The organism is Staphylococcus pasteuri, from assembly GCF_030547725.1.
Classification (GTDB): Bacteria; Bacillota; Bacilli; order Staphylococcales; family Staphylococcaceae; genus Staphylococcus; species Staphylococcus pasteuri.
Genome location: NZ_JAUOQO010000095.1, coordinates 1 through 350 on the forward strand (window position 1 = coordinate 1; position 350 = coordinate 350).

General features: G+C 40.6%; 1 protein-coding gene. It reads right to left on the reverse strand.

Features of this window, described 5'->3' with window-relative positions; genetic code table 11:
- The coding region (locus Q4528_RS12935) for a hypothetical protein (protein WP_303521887.1) at positions 1 to 304 on the reverse strand (304 nt) is incomplete at its 3' end.
- Positions 305 to 350: the final 46 nt, after the last annotated feature.

Genomic DNA, 350 nt, shown 5'->3' on the forward strand with positions numbered 1-350 from the left:
CACAAACACCGTCAGTTAGGTGAACTACACAGAAAGAATCATCATCCTCTAGTAGTCGATATCCTTTAGTTGATTCCCAGTTCTGCCCCGTTTTGGTAGGGCATTTATAGAGAGTCATGTTGGATAGGCTTTCACCTGCACTTCTTAGTGATCCGTATTTACTTATCAAAAATTCAATCGCTAGGTCTCTTTGCTCAAAGCTGAGCACCCATGTTGGAATTTTGAAAAAATCAGCAAATGCGTTTGCGCCTTCATAGCTTCTCTTTTCTTTTTCTGCCCCGTAGAAAAAACCTATACAGCTCAATATGTCACCTCTAAAGGCGCTATTGTATTGATGCGTAGTCTTATCT